Raw genomic sequence first — 19621 nt, 5'->3', positions numbered from 1 at the left:
GACTGAATAGGCTCTCCGACATGGCCGACCCCATTCTCGTGCTGAACACGGGATCCTCCTCCATCAAGTACGAGCTCATCGACCCGCACACCCGCGAACGCTCGGCCAAGGGCCTCGTCGAACGCATCGGGCAGGAGTGGGGGCGGCTCACCCACGTCGGCGGCGACGGGCGGCCGTACGTGCGCGACCGGCCGTTCCCGGACCACGGCGTCGGGCTGGATGCGATGCTGGAGGCGTTCGCCGCCGCCGGGCCGGCGCTGGACCCCGTCGCGGTCGGGCACCGCGTCGTGCACGGCGGCGACCGGTTCGGCGCGGCCGTGCTCATCGACGACGAGGTCGTCGCCTCCATCGAGGAGCTGGCCCCGCTCGCGCCGCTGCACAACCCGGTCAACCTGACCGGCATCCGGCTCGCGCTCAAGACGTTCCCCGAGGTGCCGCAGGTCGCCGTGTTCGACACCGCCTTCCATCGCACGCTCGCGCCGCAGGCGTACACGTACGCGGTGCCGCGCGAGTGGGGCGTGCGGCGCTTCGGCTTCCACGGCACCTCCTGCGCGTACGTCTCCCGCCGCGCCGCCGAACTGCTCGGCCGCGACCCGTCCGGGCTCAACCTCATCGTGCTGCACCTGGGCAACGGCGCCGGCGCGACCGCCGTCTCCGGCGGGCGCAGCGTGGACACCTCCATGGGCATGACCCCGCTGGAAGGGCTCGTCATGGGCACCCGCTCCGGCGACGTCGACCCCGCCCTCGCCGGCTACCTCGAACGGACGCGCGGCCTGGACGCCCGGCAGGTGGAGCACGCGCTCACCCACCGCGGCGGCCTGCTCGCGCTGACCGGGACCAGCGACATGCGCGAGGTCCGCGCCCGCGACGACGCCGACGCCCGCCTGGCCCTGGAGGTCTACACCCGGCGCGTCCGCAAGTACGTCGGCGCCTACTACGCGCTGCTCGGCCGGGTCGACGCGATCGTGTTCACCGGCGGAGTGGGCGAGCACGACGCGGCCACCCGGGCGGAGTCGCTGGCCGGGCTCGATCGGCTCGGCATCACCGTGGACCCCGCGCTCAACGGGTCGGCTCCGGCCGGGGAACGTACGGTGTCCCCGCCCGGCGCCGAAGTGGCGGTCCTGGTCGTCCCCACCGACGAGGAGGGGGAGATCGCCCTCCAGACGCTGGCGGTGTGCTCGCCCTGAGGCGAGGTCCGTCGGGTCTAGCGGCGGTCCGCCAGTTCCAGCAGCTCCCCGGGCAGGTCCGGCTCGTCGTCGTGCACCTGCGCGGCCGTGACGGCGACGGTGGTGACGATGTCGGCCACCGTGGCGCCGCGGGACAGGTCGTTGACCGGCTTGCGCAGCCCTTGCAACACCGGGCCCACCGCGACCGCCCCGGCGCTGCGCTGGACGGCCTTGTACAGGTTGTTGCCGGTGTTCAGGTCGGGCACCACGAACACGGTGGCACGCCCGGCCACCTGGCTGCCGGGCATCTTCACCCGGGCCACGGACGGGTCCACCGCGGCGTCGTACTGGATCGGCCCCTCCACCTGGAGGTCGGGACGGCGCTCGCGGACCAGCTCGGTGGCGGCGCGGACCTTGTCGACGTCGGCGCCCGCGCCGGAGGCCCCGGTCGAGTACGACAACATGGCGATCCGCGGATCGACGCCGAACCGCGCCGCGGTGCCGGCCGAGGCGATCGCGATGTCGGCGAGCTGCTCGGCGCTCGGATCGGGGTTGACCGCGCAGTCGCCGTACACCAGCACCCGGTCGGCCAGCGACATGAAGAACACGCTGGAGACCAGGCCCGTACGCAGGATCTCGAACGCCGGCCTGATGGTGTGGGCGGTGGTGTGCGCCGCGCCCGAGACCATGCCGTCGGCCATGCCGGTGTGCACCATGAGCGTGCCGAAGTAGGAGACGTCGGTGACGGTGTCGCGGGCCAGCGCGACGGTCATGCCCTTGTGCGCCCGCGCCTCGGCGTACGCGCGGGCGAACCGCTCGCGCAGCTCCGCGTCGAACGGGCTGAGCACCCTGGCCGCGTCCAGGTCCAGGCCGAGCTGGGCGGCCTGGACCCTGATACGTTCCTCGTCGCCGAGCAGGGTGAGCTCGGCCACGTCGCGGCGCAGCAGGATGTCGGCCGCGCGCAGGATGCGCGGCTCCTCGCCCTCGGGCAGCACGATGTGCCTGCGCCGGGCCCGTGCCCGGTCCAGCAGCTCGTACTCGAACATGAGCGGGGTGACGACGTCGGTCTTGGCGATGTCCAGCCGTTCCAGCAGCAGCGGGCCGTCCACGTGGGTGGCGAACAGCCGCAGCGCGGTGTCGATCTTCCCGGTCGCCTCCGGGGTGAAGCGGCCCTCCACCGAGGACAGGCGGGTCGCGGTGTCGAAGGTGTCGTGGTCGGTGGCGACCACCGGCAGCGGGATCGCCATGCCGCGCAGCAGCCGTTCGACCGGGGCCGGCAGGTCCGTGCCGCCGGTGAGCACGACGGCCGACAGGGCGGGGAAGCCCGGCGTGGTGTGCGCCGCGATCAGGCCGGGCAGCAGCGCCGCGGCCCGGTCGGACGGAATGATCACCGCCGCCCCCTCGGTGAGGCGGTCCAGGATGTTGGGCAGCGACATGGCGCCCACCATCAGCGTGCTCGCCTCCCGTCCCAGCCCGTCGCGCTCGCCCAGGAAGAACCGGCCCTCGCACGCGTCGAGCAGGTCGGCCACGGTCGGCGCACGCAGGGAGGCGGTCTCCGGCAACACGAACACCGGCGCCGGATGCGCGATCGTCAGGCCCTCGGCGGCCCTGGTGACCACGACCGCGAGCTCCTGGTCGTGGTGCTGCGCCAGCTCCCTGGACGACAACTCGACCGCGGCCGCGATCTGCGCGGCCGTCCGGCCCCGGCCGGACACCACGTTGACCACCGGCGTGCCCAGGTTCGCCGCCAGCCTGGCGTTGAACTCGAACTCCGTCGGCGCCCCCACGTCGGTGTAGTCGGTGCCGACCACCACGACCGCGTCACACCGCCCGGCCAGCGCACGGTAGCGGGCCACCACCTCGCCGACCGCGCGGTCGGCGTCGGCGTGCACCTCGTCGTAGGTGACACCCGCGCACGCCTCGTAGGGCAGGGCGAGCTGGAACCTGCTCCGGATCGTGTTGATCAGGCCGTCCTCGCGGCCCGCCCGTACCACCGGCCGGAACACCCCCACACTCTCCACCTGGCGGGACAGCAACTCGACCAGGCCCAGGGCGACGGTCCCCTTGTTGCTTCCCGCCTCACCCGCGGCAATGTACGCAGCACGTGTCATGACACTCATTCTCGGTCGTCTCGGCAGGTCGATCCGCCCGCGTGGGGGCGCGGCCCGGCGGTCATCGTGGTGTCCTGACCACGGCCAGCGGGCCCGGCGCGTGGTGCAGCAGCGCGTGGCTGACCGAGCCCAGGACCAGCCCGGCGAACGTGCCGTGCCCGTGCGAGCCCACCACCAGCAGCTCCGCGCCGGCCGCGGCCTCCCGCAGCACCTCTACCGGATGCCCGTGCACCAGCTCCTCGACGACGGGGACGCCGGGGTGCCGCGCCCGCAGGCCGGCGAGCGTCTCCTTCAGCGCGTCCGTCCCGCCGGGATCCGCCGGGTCGTACCCGCTCCGGTGGTCCTTGGCGCGGACGGCCCGCAGCCGGGCACCGCGCAGCGCCGCCTCGGCGAACGCGAACTCCAGCACCCGGGGCGAGGCCGCGGACCCGTCGACGCCCGCGACGATCTCGCGGGCCGGCGCCGAGGTGGGCGGGCGGACCACGACGACGTCGCAGGGCGCGTGCCCGGCCACCCCGTAGGCGACCGATCCGACCAGCGCCCCGCGTACCCCGCCGAGCCCGTGGCTCCCGACCACCAGCAGGTCGGCGTCGCGCGCGGCCTCGATCAGGGCGGCGCGCGGGTCGTCGGGCAGGAACGTCGTCCGCAGGCCGATCTCCGGCCGGTCCGCGCGGGCCCGTTCCTCGGCCGCCGCCAGCACGGACCGGCCGCCCTCGCGCATCCAGGCGGCGACCTCGGCGAAGCGGCCGGTCTCCGTCTCGTACGCCCAGCGCGGCAGGGCGTGCGCCACGGTCAGCGGCACGTCACGCAGCGCCGCCTCCCGCGCCGCCCAGACCACGGCTTCGAGCCCGGCCCGCGAGCCGTCCACTCCCACGAGAATCATGGCTTCTCCTTCGACGGGGGCCGGGCCGGTCACTTGAGCCACGGGGTGCGCCGGACGACGGGCAGGCCGCCGAGCCCTAAGGTGCCGCCGGCCCCGGTGAGGGCCAGGCCGACGAGGACGAGCGCGTACACGATGTGGTCGTCCACGAAGGGGTTGGTCTCCAGCGGCAGCCCGGCCGCCCACATGAGCAGCAGCATCGCGGTGCCGGCGCCGGCGGCGACGCGGGTGCCGATCCCGAGGACGAGCGCCAGGCCGACGCCGGCCAGGCCCGCCATGAACAGCCAGTCCACCCACACCTGTCCGGCCAGGCTCGAGAAGAAGCCGCCGAACGCGTTCTCACCGGCGCCCTTGAGGAAGCCGGTCGTCGGGCTGCCGCCGTTGATCCAGGCTTTGGCGGCGGGGGTGGCCAGGCCCCAGCCGAACGTCTTGTCCAGGAAGGCCCACAGGAAGATCCAGCCGAGCGCGATCCGGGCGACGGCCCAGACGTAGTCGGCGGGGGTCCGCGCCGCCTTGACCACGTGGGTGTGCGTCACGGGCCGGTGAATGGTGGTGGCCATGGCGGGCCTTCCTTCCGTGCTGTCCTACGTTCCTGTCTCACCTCCATCCCATCGGCCGGGGGCGGCGGCGTTCAGTGCCGTACGGCCCGGGGCCGAATGACCTTGGTCCTACAGCAGCGGAGGGACGACGACGAGGTCGTCCTTGACGCAGGTCAGCTCGGACACGACGTCGATGACGCCCTCGACCGCCCTGACCGCCTCGGTGACGGCGATGGCCTGCGACCTCGTCCCGGTCCGGCCGCCGATCGTCACGACTCCGCGATCGACCACGACGGAGAACCGCTCGGGGTCCGGGAGCGCGGCTCTGATCTCGGCTTCCAGCTCGCCGGCCGGGCGGGTGAAGACCCGCAGGACGTCCCGCTGGTGCAGGGTGCCGGCGATACGGCCGGTGACGGGGTCGATCACGGGCAGCTGCTTGACGCGGTGGTCGTGCATCAGGCGGGCCGCGTCCCGGAGCGGTGTGCCGGGCGTGACGGTGATCGCCGGCGAGGTCATGAGCTGGGCCGCGTTCACCGCGGCGGCCTTGTGGTGTTCCGCGCGCCGGTCGCGGGACTCGAAGATCGACACGCTGTGCCGTACCGGGTCGCTCTCCTTGACCAGCAGGTCGTCCTCGGAGACCACCCCCACCGGCCGCCGGTCGGCGTCGATCACGGTGACCGCGCCCACCGCGAACCGCTTCATCGCGGCCACGACGTCGGCGAACGACGCGTACGCCGGCACCGCGATGGCCACCCGGCCCATGACGTCCTTGACTTCGATCGACATGACGTTCCCCCTCACCTTCATCCTCCAGAGTCCGGCGCCGGAGCCCGGCCGGGTCCCGCGCCGGCGCGTGGACGTGAGGACACCCGCCGGGCGAGGCGGACGGTCCCGCCCTGCCGGGGTCGCCGGGACCGGCGACCGGAGCATCGTGACTGCCGTGATCCGGCGTCGGACGGGCCCGCTGCGGGGATGGGGATCTCTCGCGCCTCGGCGGGTGTCTTCCCTCATCCTCGGCGGGGGTCGGGCGCGTGCGTAGGGTCGTTGGTCCTCACCCCGCCGGGACCAGCGGCCCGGTCTTCCCGTTCGCGCACCGACCAAGGACCGTCCGCATCGAGGACTTCCGCCCCTGAACGACGCCGTCCTCCCGCGATGGGATGGAGGTGAAGCACCGGAGGGAGAGCTGATCCGCCATGCGCATGACCGTCGCGGACGTGATGACGACCGAGGTCGTCACCGTCACCGCCGCCACCCCGTTCAGGGACATCGCCGAAGCCCTCGTCACCGGCGGCGTCAGCGCCGTACCGGTGATCGACGACGACCACCACGTGCTCGGCGTGGTCTCCGAGGCCGACCTGCTGCGCAAGGAGGAGTTCCGCGAGCAGTTCTGCCGCGAGGGCTACCGGCCGCCGCTGCGCGCCCGGCTGCGGCACCCCGGGGCCCGGCGGAAGGCCGGCGGCGACACCGCCGCCGAGCTCATGACCAGCCCCGCCGTCACGATCACCGCCGGGGCGGCCGCGGTCGAGGCCGCCCGCCTCATGGACGCCCACGACGTCAGGCGGCTCGCGGTCGTCGACTACAACGGCCGTCTTGAGGGCATCGTCAGCCGCCGTGACCTGGTCAGACTGTTCCTGCGCGGCGACGCGGAGATCGCCGCCGAGGTGCGCGACGACATCCTCGACCGCGCGCTCTGGGTGAACACCGACGGCGTGCGGGTGACGGCGGAGCACGGCGTCGTGACGCTGTCCGGCTGGATGGAGCGCCGTACCGAGGCCGCCATCGCCGTCCGCATGACCGGCCGGGTCAACGGCGTGGTCGGCGTCGTCGACGAGCTGGCCTGGAAGCAGGACGACTCGACGTGGCAGGGCAGGTAGCCATGCTGGTCCGGGAGGTCATGAGCAGCCCCGTCGTCACCGTCGGCCGCACCGATCCGGTACGGCGGGCCGTCCGGGTCCTGTACGGCCACGCCATCACCGCCGCCCCCGTCGTCGACGACTCGGGCAGGCTGGTCGGCGTGGTCAGCGAACTGGACCTGCTGCGCGGCGAGTTCGAGCCCGACCCTCGCGCCACCGCGACCCCCGCCACCGCGTCCGCCGAGCCGCCGCCGCGCCTGGTCCTGGAGGTGATGACCCACGAGGTCGTCACCGTCACCGAGACCACCGACGTCACCACGGCCATCGAGTTCATGGTGGGCAGGCGGGTCAAGAGCCTGCCCGTGGTCCGCGGCGGACAGCTCGTCGGCATGGTCAGCAGGCGCGACCTGATGGCCGTGCTCGCCCGTCCCGACGACGAGCTGCGCGCCGCGGTCGTGGCCGCGCTGGCCGAGCAGTATCCGTCCGGTCCGGGCTGGACGGTCGCGGTGCGCGACGGCGTCGCGGAGCTGGGCGGGCCGCCCCGCGAACCCGCCGACCACATCGCCGGCCTGCTGGCCCGTACCGTGCCCGGCATCGTCCGGGTCAGGCACGTACGGGCTCAGCCGGGGCCGTGAACCGGCCGGGCTACGGCCGTGCCCGCGGGGTGAGCGGGGCGAAGGCGTGCCCGGCCCACAACTGCCGGGAGACCTCCTCCGGGTACGCCTTCGTGCCCGGCTCGGTGTCGATGACCCAGGTGTGCCTGTCGCCCGGCTCGTACGCCGGCCAGCCCGGATCCCCGGAGGCGGCGAACGCGGTCCAGGCGGCGCGGACCCGGGCCGACAACTCGGCCGCGACCGGCGGCGGCTCCTGCCCGAGCAGCAGCGTGGCCATTCCCGCCGTCAGGTTGCCGAACGTCAGCGGCACGCCGAGCCCGTGGCAGGCGCCGAGGGCGTCGCCGCCCATGCCGGGGGCGGGCCAGGTCAGCTCGTACAGGTGGGCCCGGCCATGCCTCGCGTGGGTCTCGGCCAGCCGGAGCGAAGGCATCCGGAACATCCAGTCGGAGTGCACCAGCTCGTACAGCCGTTCCTCGCCGGCGCCGGGGTGGGCGGCCCGGTAGGCGCCGGGGTCCGGGGCGAGCTCGCGCAGCGCGGTGGCCGCCCGCTCGGCGGTGATCCGGCCGAAGTCGCCCTGGAGGGCCATGAACAGCCGGTACTCGTCGCGCGTGTGCCCCACGACCAGGGCGACGTCGCGCGCCGGAGCCTCCCACGGCACGGCGGGCAGCACCTCGCCGTCCACGACCGGCGCGAACGGCGTCCGGACGTACGCGGCCGTGCCCCACCGCGGGTGGCCGCCCATCTTGTCCGCCACCGCGTCCCCGGCGTCGAGCAGCCGCTCGGGCGACAGGCGGGCGAGTTCGGCCGCGAACGGCGGCAGGCCCAGCTCACCGGCCAGCGCGGCGGCGATGTCGGCGGCCAGCTCGGCGGAGAGGAACAGGCCCGGCACGCTCTGCGCGATCGCCCCGCGGAACAGTCCGGCGGCTCGGGGCATCGCCAGCAGCGCCGCGATGCTCCCGGCCCCGGCGGACTCCCCGAAGACGGTGACCCGGTCCGGATCCCCGCCGAAGGCCGCGATGTTCTCACGCACCCAGCGCAGGGCCGCCACCTGGTCCAGCAGCCCGCGGTTGGCCGGCGCCCCCGCGAAGTGCCCGAAACCCTCGGCGGAGAGCCGGTAGTTGAAGGTGACCACGACGACGCCGTCCCGGGCGAGCACCCGGCCGTCGAAGACCGGGTCGCCGGACCACCCGTACATGTAACCGCCGCCGTGGATCCACACCAGCACCGGGAGCCCGGCGGCGCCCAGGTCGGGGGACCAGACGTTGAGGGTCAGCCAGTCGCCGTCCGTCGCGGCCCCGCCGGACGCGCCCAGCAACCTGGACTGCGGCGGCGGCGGGCCGAACGTGGCGGCCTCGCGTACTCCGTCCCATGGTTCGGGCGGGACCGGCGCGGCCAGTCGCAGGCCGCCCACCGGCGGTCGTGCGTACGGCACGCCGCGGAAGACGGCGACGCCGTCCTCCGTCCGCCCGCGCAGTCTTCCCGTGGTCACCCGGGCCTCTGGGCCCGCGGATCCGATGGCACTCATGGCACACTCCCCTTCCGGAGGTGGCTCTCACAGCCAGGCGCGGCCATCTTCACCCGGACGGCGGGCCCGCCGCATCTCGATTTCGCGTGCGGGGCGGCGAAGGCGGGTGCCGGCGGCGACCGGCCGTGGTGGGATGGACGCCGGGACGCGCGATCAGACCTGGAGCAGTCGTGAGTCAGCCATCCTCCTCCTGGGACGTCCCGGGCCGGTCCCGGTCATGCCGGCGGTCGTCCCGCACGGCGGTCGCCAGCGCGATCGCGGCGGCGGTCAGCTGCACCAGATCGGTGAGGAGGTCGAGGAGGTTCATGCGGCGAGCATCCGGATCCGCGCCGGGGCCGTCCTGCCCTCTCCCCCGGCGCCGCCGGAGAAGCCGCAGGTCGGAGCCGTGCTCCCGGGCGGCGGAAAGTGTCCGGACCGGACCCCGCCGGACGGGCGGCACAGCATGACCGGCCGGGAGGACGACCCGCGCCGCTGGTTCGCCGACCGGCTCGGCGAGGGGTTGCGCCTGTGCGGCCGCAGCAACACCCAGCTCGCCCTGCGGGCCACCGCCATCCTGGAGCACCGGGCGAACCTGTCCGGCGGGCGGGTGCTCGTCGATCGCAAACGCATCAGCGCCTGGTCCACCGGCGCGGACCTTCCGCAGGATCAACGTGTCCTGGAGGCGCTGGTCAAGGCGTTGCTGGAGGGGTTGCGCAGGCAGCAGGAGCAGGGGCGGGCCGACGCGGGCGAGATGACCGCGGGCCTGCTGGACGAGCGGGCCTGGTTGTCGTGGTGGCGCGCCGCCCGCGACGCCCCTCGCGGCGAGCCGTGGCTGGGGGCCTACCTGGCCGCCGCCCGCCGTGCCGCCGAGGCCCACCCGTACCCGGGGGTGCTGCCCGGCTCCCGGCTGCCGCCACTGTCGCAGGTGTACGTGCAGCAGCGCGGCCGGTTACGGTCCGGCGACCACCCCGCTCCTGACGCGTACGGCTCGCCCGGAACGCGGCTCACGGCCGAGGCGGTCGTGTCGGCCGATCACGACGTGCTCCTGCTCGGCGCTCCCGGGGCGGGCAAATCCAGCCTGTTGCGCCACGTGCTGATCACCATGGCCGCGTCCATGGAGAACCGTGGCACGGCCGTGGAGGGCGACGTTCCCGTTCATGTGCCGGCCGCGTGCCTGACCGTGCGGGGGTTGTCGTTCGCCGGGCAACTCGCCGCCGCGGCCCGGGACGAGCTGTCCGGACAGCGGGTGCCGCCGCTGACCGCGGAGCTCTTCGAGCGCCCGCCCCGGCCCGGCTCCCGTTGGCTGGTGCTGCTCGACGGCCTCGACGAGATCGTCGACGTACGGCAGCGGGTCCGGCTGATCCAGTTGGTCGGCGAACACCGCGCGGGCCCCTACCGGTTCGTGCTCACGAGCCGTCCGCTCCCCGAGGACGAGCTGCGCCCGCTGGAACACGATTCGCGCCTGCGGATCTACGACCTGCTGCCCTTCGAGCCCGGCCAGCTCCGGTCCTTCGCCGAGGGCTGGATGCGCACCGCCCACGACCTCGACCCCGTACGGCTGCCCGACCCCGAGGCCGCGGTGCGCGCCTTCCTGGCCCAGGCGACGCGACCGCCTCTGGCGCAGCTCGCCCGCACCCCGCTGCTGGCCACCGTCCTGTGCCAGTTGCACGCCGCCGGACCGGACCGGACGCTGCCGCGCGACCGCTACGGCATCTACCAGAACTTCGAGCTCCTGCTGCGGCAGCGCCTCACCGATCCCCAGGTCCCCGAACTGCCGGACGCGATCCTCGCCGCGCTGGGCCGCTTCGCCGCCCGGCGGCATCACCGGCACGGGATCGACGACGTCCCGGCGCGCGATCTGCTGGTCGAGGTGCTGCGCGACACCGACGGCCTGCGCCCGCCGGGGCTGCCGCCGCTCGACTGGACGGCGCGGCGCGAACACCTGCTGCGGCGCACCGGCCTGGTCTCGGCGCGCGGCGGCACGTACACCTTCGTCCATCTGACCATCGGCGAGTTCCTGGCCGCCCGGCACGTGGCCGCCGACGCCCGGCTCAGCAGGCAGGCGTCCCGCGAACTGTACGGCTGGCCGGGCCCCAGAACGCTGGTCAGCTTGTCGTCCTATGACCGGTTCCTCATCGCCGCCTGGCTGGGCGGCCCGTCACGGGACCCGTCTCCGCAAGCGCCGCGAGGGCTCGCGACGGCCCTGCGCCGCTCGGCCCGCTGGAGCATCGGCGCCGGGTACATCGCCCAGCTCGCCGCCGACGGCCTCACGCCGCCCCCGGAGACCGCCGACGCGGCCGCCGCCATCCTGAGGGGCCTGGCCACCGACCCCGGCCGGGTGGGACACATCCGCGTCGAGGCCGCGCGGGCCCTGGCCGATCTGCGCCACGAGCAGGGCCGCGACCTGCTCGCCGCCCTGGCCGCCGACACCGGGCTGAACGAACTCCACCGGATGGCGGCGGCGGAGACGCTGGCCGTACTGGACCCGCCGCGCCGGCCGCCCTCACCCTGAACGGGCCGGAGGCCGGGCGGCGGGATGCCGTCCGGCCTCCGGGGCTGGTCAGAACCAGGGGCAGGGGTTGTTGCAGGCGGTGTAGCTCGACGTGCAGTCGGTGTAGAAGAAGATCCGCTTGTAGAATCCGCCGCCACAGTGGTCGCACCAGGTCTGGTACGTGCAACCGGCGCCGGCGGTCGTCTGGGGGAGGACACGGGCGAGCACCCGCTCCGCGAGCTTGACCATTGTTGTTGTCCTTTCCTCGCTTTTCCTCACCGCCCGGCGGGACGCCGGCGCGGAGTCTTCGGCAGGTGGCCGACGACCACGCCCAGGAGCTGCCGGGCGGGTACGTAGCCGAGCCTGCGGGAATCGAGGCTGATCGGCCGGTTGTCACCGAGCACGACCAGCTGTCCGGGTGGTACGACGGGCTCCGGCCGGGTCGCCAGCGCGGGCACCTCGGCGCGCGGCACCGGATCCCCGGGCACCGCCGCCGCCCGCTTGACCATCCACTCCATGCCCAGCCCCGGAGCCGCGGCGACCACCACGAGCCGTCCGGGCCGCACCCGGGCCAGGGGCGACCTGCGCACCAGGACGCGGTCGCCGTGCCGCAACGTGGGCTCCATGCTCCGCCCGCGTACGGTCACCGTGAGGAACCGCGCCCGCAACACGAGAACCAGAACGACGAGAAGAACCGGGACGACCACGCCGACGACGGCCACCAGGGCCACCGCGGTCAACGGACGCCCGCCGGGGCGTAGCCGCGGGCCTGGGTCGCGAACAATTCGGCGTACCGGCCGCCGGCGCGTACCAGCTCCTCGTGGCCGCCGCGCTCGGCGATCCGGCCGTCGGCCAGGACGGCGATCGTGTCGGCGTCGCGTACCGTGCTCAGCCGGTGGGAGATCAGCAGTGTCGTCCGGCCGGCGCGGTGCTCGCGCAGGACGGTGTGCACCTCGTGCTCGGCGGCCGGGTCGAGACCGGCGTTCGGCTCGTCCAGGATCATCAGCTCGGGACGGTCCCGTAACAGCCCTCTGGCCAGCGCGATCCGCTGCCACTGCCCTCCCGACAACGTCACGCCCGACTGCTCGTCGTCGGAGAACAACTTCGTGAGCAGCGTGTCGTAGCCGCGCGGCAGCGCCCGTACGATCGCGTCGGCGCCCGCGCGCACGGCCGCCGCCTCGACCCGCGCGCGCCCGGCCGTCAGGTCGCCGACCGCGATGTTCTCGGCCGCGCTGAGGTCGTAGGCGGCGAAGTCCTGGAACACCGCGCCCAGCCGTTCGCGCAGCGCCGCCGGGTCGAGTTCGCGCAGGTCCACGCCGTCCCAGAGGATCGCGCCGCGCTCGGGGTCGTAGAACCGGCACAGCAGCTTGACCAGGGTGGACTTACCCGCGCCGTTCAGGCCGACCAGCGCGAGCGAGCGGCCGGAGGGGATGTCGAGATCGACGCCGCGCAGCACCCACGGCCGGTCGGGCCCGTAACGGAACCACACGTCCCGCACCTCGATCCCCCGCGAGACCGGGCCGGGGGACGCCGCGCCGCGCCCGGACGGGGTGCGCGGGGCCAGGTCGGGGGCGGTGTCCAGGACCGCCCGGTAGTGGCCGAAGAGCAGCAGCGCCTCGTGCGCGGCGGCCAGGTTGCGCACGCCCGCCGCCAGCCCGCCCTGCGTGCCCGCCACCGCCGCCACGAACACCGACAGATCGCCCACCGACGCCCGGCCCGCGACCGCCTCCGCCACGATCCACACCAGCCCGGCCCCCCAGATGGCGGCGGCCAGCAGCGCCTGCCCACCCTGTCCCCGGAGCTGCCGCACCGCCACCCGCCGCCGCTCGGCGTCGACTGCCCGCAGCTCGGCCAGCATCCGGCCGCGGAAGAAGTCCCCGAGACCGAACAGGCGGATCTCCTTGGCGGCGTGCGGCATGCTCAGCAGCCGGGCGAAGAACAGCTCCCTGCGCTGCCCGTGTCCCGTGGTCCGTATGACCTCGGCCTGCTCCCGTCCCAGCCGCAGGTGCACGCGGAGCAGCGGCAGCGCCGCGACGGCGACGAGGACCGCGACGGCCGGGCTCACGCCGGCCAGCGTGACCAGGAATCCCGCCGTCGTGAGCACGGCCTGCGCCAGGCCCAGCGCACTGGTCACCACCCGGCCGGGCCCGGCGCTGCCGGCCCGCTCGGCCAGGTGCAGCCGGTCCTGGAACGCGGGCTCCTCCAGCCGGGCGAGGCCGGGCAGCGCGTTCACGGCCGTGTAGAGCCGGTCGCGGACGAGCAGGCCGACCCGGCGTTCGAACTCGGCCCCGGCGAAGGTCATCACGTACGGGCCCGTCCCGGCGACCGCGGCCAGCGCCAGCAGCGCGTCGACGTACGGCGCCAGGGCCGCCGAGCCCCGCCCGGCCACCTCGTCCAGGACGAGCTTGGTGTACCAGGCGGTGAGCACCGGCGCCACGCCCGTCGCCGCGGTCAGCACGGCCTGCAGCACGACGTACCACCGGCCCGCCTCCCAGGCGAGCGCCACGGCCTGCCCGAGCGTCCGCGCCGGGCTGCCGTCGCCCGGCCTCACACCGGCTCCGCGGCCGGAAGCGCGGCGGGCTCGGTGCCCGAACCGCTGATCACGCCGCGTTCGTCCAGGAGGTAGAAGGCGGGCAGCCCGCGCAGCCCGAACGCGCGCCACACCGGCCCCTCCGGCTCCTCCTCGATCACCACCCTGGCCGCCGGTCCGATCCTGGCGGCCAGCTCCGCCACCTCGCCGGGCGCGCCGATGAGCACCGCCAGCACCTCGTCCCGGCGGAACCGGCCCCGGCGCACGTAGTCCAGGAGGGCGGGCAGGCGCTCGCCGCACAGCGAGCAGGCGGGGCTGAAGAAGCCGACCAGGCGGATCCCGCCGGCGTCCACGACCTCGCCGTCGCGCGTCGTGGCCGTGAACGGCGCGGGAGTCGTCCCGGGCGGGAGCACCGGCAAGGGGATGTGTTCCGGCGCGGGCCCGGCTCCGCGGGCGTCCCCGCCGCCGCGGAGCCGGGTGATGAGCGCCAGCACCAGCAGGAGGTTCAGCACGCTCAGCACGGTGACGAAGATGATCAAGTACGTCATCGGAACACGCTCCTGAGATCGTCGATCTTGATGAGCAACAGCGCCGCCACGGCTCCGGCCAGCCCCGCGACGGCGCTCTGCGCCAGGGCCCCGGCCAGGACCGCCGCCGCCGGAGCACCGCCGGCGACGTACCCGAGGACGCTCACGCCGGTGAGCAGCACGTTCCTGACCACGTGCACCGGCCCCAGCGTGCGCGGCGGGCCGCCGAAGCACAGGCAGGACGCCGGCGTACGCCGGGCCACGGTGAACACGACGGCCCCCGTGAGGACCGTGCTCACCGCCGCGGCCAGGGCGAAGCCGTAGCGCGGCGGCACCGGCGCGACCAGCAGCACGACGACCGCCGACTCGGCCGCCACCACCGCGCCCGCCGCCCACCCGCGCCACCGGCGGCGGACGAGCCCGCCCGCGTCCAGCGACCGCGCGAAGGCGGGCAGGTCACGGGCCTTGCCCGCGACCGCGGCGCCGAACACCACGACCAGGGCGACGCCACATCCGACGGCGAGAAGGTCCATGCGCCGAACCGTAGAAAACCGGCGCCTCGGATTTACTGGCAAGCTTCTTAACTATTTGCCAGTATGTCCACCAGGCACACGGGGTGTCTGCGGCGGGGCGACCGGCAGGAATCGCGGCGGGAATCCATATGAGCTCGGGCGGTGAAGCGCTCCGGCGCAGGCGGGTGGCGGCGGGGTGGAGTCAGCTCGAACTGGCCACCCGCGCCGGTGTAGGCGTGCGCACGCTGCGCGACATCGAGCGGGGACACGTACGCCGCCCGCAGCGCGCCTCCCTGGAACGCCTGGTCGCCGCGCTGCCCCTGGCCGACGCCGACCGGGCCGAGCTGCTGGCCGGCTTCGAGCGCGCCGCGCCGCCGTGGATCGGGGTGCTCGGCCCCCTCGCCGTCCGGCAGGGCGGCGTCGAGCTGGACGTCGGCGCGGCGATGCCCCGGGCCCTGCTCGGCCTGCTGGCGCTGCACGCCGGGCGGCCGGTCCCGTCCGACGAGATCGTGGACGTGTTGTGGGAGGACCGGCCGCCGCGCACGTACGACAACCTCATCCACGTGTACGCGGGCCGGCTGCGCGCGGTCCTCGGCAGGGAGGCGATCCGGCGCACGTCCGCCGGCCACGTCCTCGCGCCCGCCGCCGGTTCCCTGGACCTGGCCGCCTTCGAGGCGCTGACCACCCGCGCCGGCACGCTCCCCGACGAGCCCGTGGGCGACGACCTCGCGGCGGCGCTCGCGTGCTGGCGTGGTCCCGTGCTCGCCGGGTCGCCCGGCCGCCTGCGCGAGCACCCGATCGCGGTCGCCGCCGCCAGGACGCGCGTCGCCGCCGCCCTGGCCTACGCCGACGCCGCCCCCGACGCCGGGCCGGAGGTGGTGGCCGCACTGTGGCGGGTGGTGCACGACGAGCCGCTGCACGAGGGCCTGGCCGCCAGGCTGATGACGGCGCTGGCCGAGCAGGGCGAGCAGGCGGCGGCCCTGCGCCTGTACGGCGAGATGCGGGCCAGGCTGGCCGCGGAGCTGGGCGTGGAACCGGGCAACGACCTGCGCCGGGCCCGCGAACGCATCCTCACCCGCCCGCCCGAGGTCCCGGCCGGACGGCAGCCGGAACGGGCGGTGACCGTGCCCGCGCAGCTGCCCGCCGCCGTGGCCGCCTTCACCGGCCGTACCGCCGCGCTGCGCCGCCTGGACGGGCTCCTGGAGGGGCGGCGGGAGAGCGCGGCCATCGCGGTGCTCACCGGCACGGCGGGCGTCGGCAAGACGGCGCTCGCCGTCCACTGGGCGCACCGCGCCCGCGACCGCTTCCCCGACGGCCAGCTCTACGTCAACCTGCGCGGTTACGCCGCCGCGCACCCGCTCGGCCCGATCGACGCGCTCGCCCGTTTCCTGCACGCGCTCGGCGTGCCGCCCGAGCAGGTCCCCGCCGACCCGGACGAGGCCGCCGCCCTCTACCGGACGATGCTGGCGGGCAAGCGGGTGCTGGTCGTGCTGGACAACGCCTCGGACCCCGGCCAGGTGCGCCCGCTGCTGCCCGGCGCGGCGGGCTCGGCCACGCTGATCACGAGCAGGGACACGCTGGCCGGGCTGGTCGCGCTCGACGGCGCCCGGGTGCTGCCGCTGCCGGCGCTCACCGAGGTGGAGTGCCGCGACCTGCTCGCCCGGCTGCTCGGCCGCGCGCAGGTCAGGGCCGAGCCGGCGGCGGTGGCCGAGCTGGCCGCCCTGTGCGCCCACCTGCCGCTCGCCCTGCGCATCGCCGCCGCCAACCTGCTCGGCGCGCTCGCGCCCGCCGCCGCCAGGCAGTCCGTACGGCCCACGCACCGGCCGAGCGCCCGGCCCGGCGAAGGGCCCATCGCCCGGTACGCCGAGCGGTTGCGCATGGGTGACCGGCTGGACGTGCTCCAGGTCCCCGGGGACGTCGAGTCGGCCGTGCGGACCGCGTTCCAGTTCTCCTACGCCGCGCTCACGCCGCCCGCGCGCCGCCTGTTCCGGCTGCTGGGCCTGATCCCCGGCCCCGACATCACGGTCCCGGCCATGGCAGCGTTCCTGGGGACGACCGAGGAGGAGGCCGAGGCGCTGGCGGCCGTGCTGCGCTCGGCGAGCCTGCTGGACGAGCACCTGCCGGGCCGGTTCGCCCAGCACGACCTGCTGAGGTTGTGCGCCGCCGAGTACGCCCGCGACGAGCGGGCCGAGCTGGTCCGCCTGCACCGCCACTACCTCGACCGGGCAGACGCGGCGGCTCGTACGCTGTACCCGCAGTTCCTGCGGCTGCCCATGCCGCCCGCCGCCGAACGGTTCCCCGACCACACGGCCGCGTCCGGGTGGCTCGACGCCGAGTTGCCGAACCTGCTGGCCACGGTGACCCACACCGCCGAGCACGGCCCGTACGAGCTGGCCTGGCTCATCGCCGACACCCTGCGCGGCTACTTCTTCCTGCGCCACCAGGTGGCGGAGTGGCGGACGATGGGCTACACCGGCCTGGCGGCGGCCAGGGGGGCCGGCGAGCGGCGGGCGCAGGTCGCGCTGCTGCTCAGCCTGGCCGGGCTGAACGGTTTCCAGGGCCGCCAGCAGCAGGCGCTCGACCATTACGCGGAGGCCATGCGCCTGTCGGAGGAGACCGGCTGGCACGAGGCGCTCACCGCCGCCCTGTGCAACGCCGGCGCCACGTACGCCGACCTGGGCATGCTCCGCGAGGCCGTCGACCACCTCGAACGCGCGCTCGCGCTCAACGAGGCCCTCGCCCACACCCCGGCCAAGGCCGTGAACCTGGGCAATCTCGGCTGCCTCTACCTGGAGATGGGCCGCCTGCACGACGCCGAGGCCAGCCTGACCCGTTCGCTGAGCCTGTGCCGCGAGCTGGAGCACCGGGCCAGCGAGGCGAACGGCCTGGCGATCATGGGCGAGGTGCTGCACGGCCTGGACCGGCTGCCCGAGGCCCGCGACACCCTCCTGGCCGCGCTGGACCTGCACCGGGAGATCGGCAACCGTGGCAACGAGGCCGACACGCTGCGCAACCTGGCCGCGGTCGAACGCGACGACGGCAACCTCGGCGAGGCGCTCAGGCTGGCCGCCACGGCGCTCGACGCCTCCCACCAGACCGGGCACCGCAGGCTCGTCGCCGACACCCTGAACACCCTCGGCCTGATCCACCTCGCGCTCGGCGACGTGGACGCCGCGCTGGACCACCACGGCCGGGCGCTGGAGCTGGCCAGGGCGGCGGGCAACCGCTACCCGGAGACGAAGGCGCTGCTCGGCCTCGCCGCCGGGGAGGACCTGCGCGGCGCCCGCGAACCGGCGCTCCGCCACGCCGACCTGGCCCTGGCACTGGCCCGTACCGCCGGGTACCGCCTGCACGAGGGCCTGGCGCTGGCCCTGCGCGCCCACATCGGCGGGGACGCCGGCGACGCGCGCAGGGCCGGGGAGGTGTTCACGCAACTCCGCCTCCCGGCGAAGGCGTGGCGACGCGCTCTCCTCCCCCCGGCCCGCTGACCGGGCGCCGGGTCGGTCGACCGCCTTCTGGTGCCCGAACTGCTGGTCACCGGCGCCCCTCACCACGCTCTCCTGACCCACGTCCGCGCCGCGACCGCCATGGTCAAGGCCGTCGGAACCGGGCTCTGCCCGGCGTTCGCCGTGCCTCGTCACCGGCCGCGGCGCGGACGTGGGCCTCGCGGACGAAGGTCAGCGCCACCGCGCCCGCGACGGGCCCGGCGGCCAGGGTGGCGAACGCGGCGGAGAAGGAGCCGGTCGACTGGTAGACCGCCCCCACCACGACCGGCACGGTGACGCTGCCCAGTTGCGCCAGCGCGTTCGTCACGCCCGCCGCCGAGCCCGCCAGCGCCGTTCCCGACAGTCCGGGCACCATGGCGATCAGCAACGGCGAGTACAGGTACGCGCCCAGCCCCGCGAACCCGGCCATCACCAGGAACGCCGTCTCCGTCTCCATGCCGCCGAACAGCAGCAGGCAGACCGCGAAGGCGACCAGCACCGCGACCGCCGGGCGTTTGCGTCCCCGTCCGGCCAGGTCCGTGGCCAGGCCGATGACCGGTTTGCCCACCGCGCCCGCCGCCGCGAACACCACGACCACCGTGCCCGCCGCCACCGGGTCGATCCCGCGTCCCGTCACCATGAGGGTGTTGGACCAGGTCACGAAGCCGTACGTGCCCCAGAGCCCACCGAACCCGGCCAGGCCGATCAGCAGCAGGTTCCGGTCGCGGACGAGGCCGCGCAGCGGCGGCCGCGCGGCCGCCGGCTCGCGCCGGTCGCGCAGCAGCGTCAGGCACACCAGCGCGAGCCCCATCGACACGATCCCGAACAGGTGGTACGAGGCCCGCCAGTCGTACCACTGGATCAGCCTGGGCACGAGCGCGTTGGCGATCATCGTGCCGAGCGAGGAGGCCATGGTGAAGACGCCCATCGCCAGCCCGCGTTCCCGCTCGCCGAACCAGGACGCGATGAGCTTGACCCCCGCCGCGAAGTCGGCCCCGGCGCAGAGCCCGATCAGCGCCTGCACCGCGATCCCGGCCCCGGCGGACGGCACGGACCCGAACACGATCATGAAGCCGCCGGCCGTGAACAACGAGCCCGACAACACGACCCGGCTGCCGATCCGGTCGCCGAGCAGCCCGCCGCCGATGTTGGACAGGACGTAACCGACGTAGTACGCCGTCGCGAACGCGCCCAGCCCCGCCAGCGACACCCCCAGTGCCTCGCCTGCCTGCAGCGACGCGGGCCCCCAGGTGGACCGGTCGACGGAGGTCATGGTGAGCGAGGCCCAGCACAGCAGCAGCACGACCCACCGGCGCGCGGACCGGCTTCCGGCGGATGGTGACGCTGAGTAGTCATTCACACGCGGTTACGCTACAGTCCGCGACCGCACCCCGCCCCTCGATCCGGAC

General features: G+C 74.9%; 17 protein-coding genes. 5 read left to right on the top strand and 12 right to left on the bottom strand.

All coding sequences use genetic code 11. The features are described from left to right. Positions 1-20 precede the first annotated feature (20 nt). Complete coding sequence (locus tag IEZ27_RS14150) at positions 21-1187, top strand: acetate/propionate family kinase (RefSeq protein ID WP_189647593.1); 1167 nt, start codon at positions 21-23, stop codon at positions 1185-1187. A gap of 17 nt (positions 1188-1204) precedes the next feature. Here IEZ27_RS14150 and pta read toward each other — a convergent pair whose 3' ends face one another. From pta to IEZ27_RS14130, 4 genes are all read right to left on the bottom strand, one after another. Beyond that, complete coding sequence (gene pta / locus IEZ27_RS14145) at positions 1205-3277, bottom strand: phosphate acetyltransferase (protein WP_189647592.1); 2073 nt, start codon at positions 3275-3277, stop codon at positions 1205-1207. Positions 3278-3338: 61 nt separating this feature from the next. Beyond that, a complete protein-coding gene (locus IEZ27_RS14140; protein ID WP_189647591.1) occupies positions 3339-4160 on the bottom strand; it encodes a universal stress protein in 822 nt (273 codons plus the stop codon). A 29-nt stretch (positions 4161-4189) separates the two neighbouring features. Next, a complete protein-coding gene (locus IEZ27_RS14135) occupies positions 4190-4717 on the bottom strand; it encodes a DoxX family membrane protein (protein ID WP_189647590.1) in 528 nt (175 codons plus the stop codon). A gap of 108 nt (positions 4718-4825) precedes the next feature. Next, on the bottom strand, positions 4826-5482 hold the full coding sequence (locus IEZ27_RS14130) for a CBS domain-containing protein (protein WP_189647589.1): 657 nt from the start codon (positions 5480-5482) through the stop codon (positions 4826-4828). A 407-nt stretch (positions 5483-5889) separates the two neighbouring features. On the opposite strand from IEZ27_RS14130, the gene IEZ27_RS14125 reads away from it, so the two are divergent. Both IEZ27_RS14125 and IEZ27_RS14120 read left to right on the top strand, forming a co-directional pair. Continuing rightward, entirely contained in the window at positions 5890-6570 is a 681-nt protein-coding gene (locus IEZ27_RS14125) for a CBS domain-containing protein (RefSeq protein ID WP_189647588.1), read from the top strand. Then, positions 6555-7184, top strand: coding sequence for a CBS domain-containing protein (locus IEZ27_RS14120; RefSeq protein ID WP_189647587.1), 630 nt, complete (start codon positions 6555-6557; stop codon positions 7182-7184). The genes IEZ27_RS14125 and IEZ27_RS14120 overlap by 16 nt, the downstream gene beginning before the upstream one ends. Positions 7185-7194: 10 nt before the next feature. Here the strand turns inward: IEZ27_RS14120 and IEZ27_RS14115 are convergent, their stop codons facing one another. Together IEZ27_RS14115 and IEZ27_RS54945 are read right to left on the bottom strand one after the other, a co-directional pair. Beyond that, entirely contained in the window at positions 7195-8688 is a 1494-nt protein-coding gene (locus IEZ27_RS14115) for a carboxylesterase/lipase family protein (protein ID WP_189647586.1), read from the bottom strand. A 175-nt stretch (positions 8689-8863) separates the two neighbouring features. Further along, the gene (locus IEZ27_RS54945) at positions 8864-8995 is read right to left on the bottom strand and encodes a hypothetical protein (RefSeq protein WP_260477668.1); all 132 of its coding nucleotides are present in this window, start codon (positions 8993-8995) and stop codon (positions 8864-8866) included. A 135-nt stretch (positions 8996-9130) separates the two neighbouring features. Here IEZ27_RS54945 and IEZ27_RS14110 point away from each other — a divergent pair, with 135 nt between their 5' ends. Beyond that, positions 9131-11179, top strand: coding sequence for an NACHT domain-containing protein (locus tag IEZ27_RS14110; RefSeq protein WP_189647585.1), 2049 nt, complete (start codon positions 9131-9133; stop codon positions 11177-11179). 48 nt (positions 11180-11227) lie between these two features. Here the strand turns inward: IEZ27_RS14110 and IEZ27_RS14105 are convergent, their stop codons facing one another. From IEZ27_RS14105 to IEZ27_RS14085, 5 genes are read right to left on the bottom strand one after another with little or no spacing between them, the layout of a single operon-like run. Next, positions 11228-11407, bottom strand: coding sequence for a hypothetical protein (locus tag IEZ27_RS14105; protein WP_189647584.1), 180 nt, complete (start codon positions 11405-11407; stop codon positions 11228-11230). A 26-nt stretch (positions 11408-11433) separates the two neighbouring features. Then, positions 11434-11889, bottom strand: a complete 456-nt coding sequence (locus IEZ27_RS14100; RefSeq protein ID WP_229824013.1) for a S26 family signal peptidase — start codon at positions 11887-11889, stop codon at positions 11434-11436. A 5-nt stretch (positions 11890-11894) separates the two neighbouring features. Next, positions 11895-13709, bottom strand: coding sequence for an ABC transporter ATP-binding protein (locus IEZ27_RS14095; protein WP_189647582.1), 1815 nt, complete (start codon positions 13707-13709; stop codon positions 11895-11897). Then, positions 13706-14236 carry a thioredoxin domain-containing protein gene (locus IEZ27_RS14090; protein ID WP_189647581.1) on the bottom strand — a complete coding sequence of 177 codons (531 nt, stop codon included), beginning with the start codon at positions 14234-14236 and terminating at the stop codon, positions 13706-13708. The genes IEZ27_RS14095 and IEZ27_RS14090 overlap by 4 nt, the downstream gene beginning before the upstream one ends. After that, complete coding sequence (locus tag IEZ27_RS14085) at positions 14233-14748, bottom strand: MauE/DoxX family redox-associated membrane protein (RefSeq protein WP_189647580.1); 516 nt, start codon at positions 14746-14748, stop codon at positions 14233-14235. The genes IEZ27_RS14090 and IEZ27_RS14085 overlap by 4 nt, the downstream gene beginning before the upstream one ends. Before the next feature lie 128 nt (positions 14749-14876). Between IEZ27_RS14085 and IEZ27_RS53860 the strand changes: the two genes are divergently transcribed. Then, entirely contained in the window at positions 14877-18215 is a 3339-nt protein-coding gene (locus IEZ27_RS53860) for a tetratricopeptide repeat protein (RefSeq protein ID WP_229823968.1), read from the top strand. 103 nt (positions 18216-18318) lie between these two features. Here the strand turns inward: IEZ27_RS53860 and IEZ27_RS14060 are convergent, their stop codons facing one another. Further along, positions 18319-19572 carry an MFS transporter gene (locus IEZ27_RS14060; protein ID WP_229823967.1) on the bottom strand — a complete coding sequence of 418 codons (1254 nt, stop codon included), beginning with the start codon at positions 19570-19572 and terminating at the stop codon, positions 18319-18321. Between the last annotated feature and the right edge of the window lie 49 nt (positions 19573-19621).

This window comes from Nonomuraea spiralis (genome assembly GCF_014648435.1).
In the GTDB taxonomy this organism is placed as follows: Bacteria; Actinomycetota; Actinomycetes; order Streptosporangiales; family Streptosporangiaceae; genus Nonomuraea; species Nonomuraea spiralis.
Note: the sequence above shows the minus strand (reverse complement) of the source record. Positions and strands in the feature narration are given on the sequence as shown.

What these genes read in the sequence shown, in the direction of transcription:
- IEZ27_RS14150 (WP_189647593.1), top strand. Translation starts at nt 21, where the DNA reads ATGGCCGACCCCATTCTCGTGCTGAACACGGGATCCTCCTCCATCAAG.
- pta (WP_189647592.1), bottom strand. Translation starts at nt 3,277, where the DNA reads ATGACACGTGCTGCGTACATTGCCGCGGGTGAGGCGGGAAGCAACAAG.
- IEZ27_RS14140 (WP_189647591.1), bottom strand. Translation starts at nt 4,160, where the DNA reads ATGATTCTCGTGGGAGTGGACGGCTCGCGGGCCGGGCTCGAAGCCGTG.
- IEZ27_RS14135 (WP_189647590.1), bottom strand. Translation starts at nt 4,717, where the DNA reads ATGGCCACCACCATTCACCGGCCCGTGACGCACACCCACGTGGTCAAG.
- IEZ27_RS14130 (WP_189647589.1), bottom strand. Translation starts at nt 5,482, where the DNA reads ATGTCGATCGAAGTCAAGGACGTCATGGGCCGGGTGGCCATCGCGGTG.
- IEZ27_RS14125 (WP_189647588.1), top strand. Translation starts at nt 5,890, where the DNA reads ATGCGCATGACCGTCGCGGACGTGATGACGACCGAGGTCGTCACCGTC.
- IEZ27_RS14115 (WP_189647586.1), bottom strand. Translation starts at nt 8,688, where the DNA reads ATGAGTGCCATCGGATCCGCGGGCCCAGAGGCCCGGGTGACCACGGGA.
- IEZ27_RS54945 (WP_260477668.1), bottom strand. Translation starts at nt 8,995, where the DNA reads ATGAACCTCCTCGACCTCCTCACCGATCTGGTGCAGCTGACCGCCGCC.
- IEZ27_RS14110 (WP_189647585.1), top strand. Translation starts at nt 9,131, where the DNA reads ATGACCGGCCGGGAGGACGACCCGCGCCGCTGGTTCGCCGACCGGCTC.
- IEZ27_RS14105 (WP_189647584.1), bottom strand. Translation starts at nt 11,407, where the DNA reads ATGGTCAAGCTCGCGGAGCGGGTGCTCGCCCGTGTCCTCCCCCAGACG.
- IEZ27_RS14090 (WP_189647581.1), bottom strand. Translation starts at nt 14,236, where the DNA reads ATGACGTACTTGATCATCTTCGTCACCGTGCTGAGCGTGCTGAACCTC.
- IEZ27_RS14085 (WP_189647580.1), bottom strand. Translation starts at nt 14,748, where the DNA reads ATGGACCTTCTCGCCGTCGGATGTGGCGTCGCCCTGGTCGTGGTGTTC.
- IEZ27_RS53860 (WP_229823968.1), top strand. Translation starts at nt 14,877, where the DNA reads ATGAGCTCGGGCGGTGAAGCGCTCCGGCGCAGGCGGGTGGCGGCGGGG.